At 36.4% G+C, this 3,972-nt stretch carries 2 protein-coding genes; one reads left to right on the forward strand and one right to left on the reverse strand.

Annotation, left to right across the window (positions count from 1 at the left end):
* On the reverse strand, positions 1-1,988 hold a 1,988-nt coding region (locus tag ABFR62_13440; protein MEN8139424.1), incomplete at its 3' end, for a S9 family peptidase.
* Positions 1,989-2,155: 167 nt separating this feature from the next.
* Between ABFR62_13440 and ABFR62_13445 the strand changes: the two genes are divergently transcribed.
* Positions 2,156-3,972 (forward strand): U32 family peptidase (locus ABFR62_13445; GenBank protein MEN8139425.1); only part of this gene is annotated, 1,817 nt, incomplete at its 3' end.

Genomic DNA, 3,972 nt, shown 5'->3' on the forward strand with positions numbered 1-3,972 from the left:
GGTCCCAGTACCCAATGGCCTTCGTATGGAAAATATAATCCACGAGATGGTATTCCCATTAGCTGAGCAGCATTAAACGCCTGCATTCCCTGAGTATATGGAATCCTAAAGTCTTTACCCCCATGAATTACCATAATTGGCGTATCCCATTTATCGAGGTAATTAACCGGATTGTGCTCATCGAAACTTTTTGTTTTATTTTTTCCATCCCAGAAATTTCCTCCAAGATCATAATTAGCAAAGAACATTTCTTCTGTCGACAAATACCAACTTCTTGTATCAAATGTTCCGCAATGCGATATAAATGCAGAAAAACGACTTTCATGAATTCCGGCTAACATAAAAATTGAGTAACCTCCATATGATGCACCAACTGCACCTATTTTAGTCTCATCGACGTAAGCCTCTTTTTTAACATCATCAACTGCAGCAAGATAATCTTTCATAGCCTGTCCTCCCCAGTCACCTGAAATTTGTTTGTTCCATTCTACTCCAAATGTTGGCAACCCTCTTCTGTTTGGTGCTATTACAACATAATCCTGAGATGCCATCAGCGAGAAATTCCAACGGAAAGAATACGATTGCGAAATTGCACCTTGTGGTCCGCCCTGTGCGTAGAAAATTGCAGGATATCTTTTAGTAGCTTCAAAATTTGGAGGCAAAATTACCCAAACCAGCATCTGCTTTCCATCACTTGTTTTTACCCATCTTTTAGTAATCTTTGGCAAATCCAGTCCGGCATAAATCTCATCGTTGATATGTGTCAACTGCTTAGGTGTTCCCTTTTTCATGTCGAAGGAGTAAACCTCATTTGCATGATTCATATCTTTTTTGTGAGCAAAAAATGCATTTTTTGTCGCATTAATACCCCGGATATCATGAAGACCTTCAGTTATTTGTTTTATCTGCTTTTCCGGGTTTGTTTTAGCCAGATTTTTATCCATTGTTAAAGAGAAAATCTGATAAGTAGCTTCTACTCCAGCTCCGAAATAAATATTCTTTCCCTTTACCCCCCAGGTATATTCCGATACTGTTTCGTCCCATTTGGCAGTTTGATTATATTTTTTGCCGCTTTTCAAATCCATGATTACAATATCATTCTTATCAGACTCATAACCATCAGTAGCCATACTCAACCAGGCTAATTTGCTTCCATCGGGACTAAAGGTTGGGTGTTTATCATAACCCATCATTCCTTTAGTAAGGTTTTTAGTATTTCCAGAGAATAAATTGTATTCGTAAATATCTGAATTTGTACTTATAGCATAATCTTTACCATACATTTTTTTACATACGTATAGAATCTTTTTACTGTCCGGACTCCAAATTATATCATCAGATCCTCCAAAAGGTTTCATAGGTGTATCCCACTTTTCACCTTTCATAATATCTTTTGCTTCCCCTGTGATTTTTGCACCATCAAAATCGGCCACAAAAATATGAGAGAAATACTCATCGCTCCAATCATCCCAATGACGGTGCATTAAATTGTCAACAATTACTGCCTCGGCCTTATCATATTCCGGGTAAAAATCTTTTGTTGTAGATAATAGCTTAACTTCTTTTGCATATAGTATATGTTTCCCGTCAGGAGAAATTTTATAGTTTGATGCTCCTCCCTCTAGCTCTGTCAATTGCGTTTTAGAAGAACCATCAGAATTCATACTCCACAACTGTCCTGACTTCACATAAAATATTTTCTTTCCGTCTTTAGAAAAAGAAGCGGCTCCTTCGCTTCCCTGCTCGTTAGTAAGCTGAACAGTTTTTCCGCTTTTAACATCAACTTTATAAATATTCTTTTCACCTTTATTTTCATCAAGGCTATAATATGTAACAGTGTAAACAACCTGACTGGCATCAGGCGAAACATCCTGCATACTCACCCTACCAAGCTTCCATAAAAGCTCAGGTGTTAATCTGTTCTGTGCATCTGTATTAGCACTGATAAACATCAGGACTATGGCACTAAGCAATATTCTTCTTATCATCGTTTATTTAATTTATTAGTTAGGAAATGTAAAGATAAGGAAAGGAAAAATTATAATATGTATATATAACATTGAATCTACCATGCCATATCAAACTCAAGCGATCATAGTGTAGTATTCTACACCTTAAAATTATCGCTACCTTTGCACACTCAACAAAATGGCAGATGAAGGAACTAGAGTTGTTATGTCCGGCAAAGAATGCAGAACAAGGTAAGATAGCTATTAACTATGGCGCTGATGCGGTATATATCGGAGCAGGAAAATTCGGGGCAAGGTCGGCAGTTGGAAACGAAGTAGATGAGATAGCCGAACTGGTTGAATTTGCACACAAATTTTATGCTAAGGTATACGTTACCATAAATACTATAATTTATGACAGTGAACTCGAACAGGCCCACAAACTAATCCATGATCTATACAATTTAGGAGTTGATGCAATAATTATACAGGATATGGGTCTTTTAGAATTAGACTTGCCTCCAATTCCAATACATGCCAGTACACAAACGCATAACTACGATTTAGAAAAAATAAAATTCTTTGAAGATGTGGGTTTACAAAGGGTTATTCTCGCACGTGAGCTTTCGGTAAAACAAATAAAGAAGATAACAGGTAATACTAATATTGAACTCGAAGCATTTGTACACGGAGCCTTGTGTGTGAGTTTAAGCGGACAGTGTTATTTCAGTCATGCAACTACAGGGCGAAGCGCCAACAGGGGAGAATGTTCGCAATCGTGCAGGATGAAATATTCCTTTGTTGATGCTAACAATAAGTCTTTTGCCAATGACAAATATCTACTTTCTTTGAAGGACTTAAACCTGTCCGAATCAATTCCCAGCATGGCAATGGCGGGTGTTACATCTTTTAAAATAGAAGGAAGACTGAAGGATGTTAGCTATGTAAAAAACGTTGTTTCCTTATACAGGCAAAAGCTTGATACTTTTATTTCGGAAAACGAAGGCTATAAACGTGCTTCGAGCGGCAAAACTGTTCTGAACTTTAGTCCCGATGCTGAAAAGACCTTTAACCGCGGATACACTGATTATTTTGCAAACGGACGCCATAAGGATATAGCCTCATTTAACACTCCCAAATCTGTTGGGAAATATATAGGTGAAGTAATTAGACAGGACAGGGAATCTATTCTGATTATTAATCAGGAGAAACTAAATAACGGAGACGGTTTGTGCTTTTTCGATGATAAAAACAAACTTCAGGGATTTAGGGTAAACAGAGCAGAGGGTAACAGAATCTTTCCGGCAGATAAGCTTTTTGTAAAAAAAGGAATGAAATTGTACAGAAATAGTGATCATGCTTTTAATCAAAAACTTATTAAAAACTTAGATAGTAGAAAAATTAAGCTCGATATAAAAGTTATTGAAAAGAATGACAGTCTCTATTTTAATTTCACTGACGAAGACCAAAATTCGGCAGAAATTATTTTAGCAGAAAACTTTGATAAGGCAACAAATCCCGATGCAGCCATTAAAAATATCTCAAAGCAGTTGTCAAAACTTGGAAACACTGACTTTTATTCTGATAATATAGAAACTGATATAAAAAGTCCGGTATTTATTCCAGCCTCCAAATTAAATGAGATAAGGAGGGATTTAATATCTAAACTTGAAGAAATCCGGATAAAAAACTATAAGCGTCAAACTGCAAAATTCACACAAAACAATATTCCATATATCAATAAAGATGTTGATTATATGGCCAATATAGTTAACAAAAAAGCTGCCGCATTCTACGAACGTCACGGTGTTGAAAATTTTGAAGAAGGATTTGAACTCCAAAATAATTACGACGGAAAAACCCTGATGACAACCAAACACTGTTTGCGCTTTGAGTTTGGCATATGCAAAAAATATCAGAAAAAGAGTGAAGCCGATGCCAAGTACTCCGAACCTTTATATTTAACGGATAAACGCGAAAGATATTTATTGGAGTTTGATTGCGATAAGTGTTTCATGAAGAT

This window comes from Bacteroidota bacterium, from assembly GCA_039714315.1.
Classification (GTDB): domain Bacteria; phylum Bacteroidota; class Bacteroidia; order Flavobacteriales; family JADGDT01; genus JADGDT01.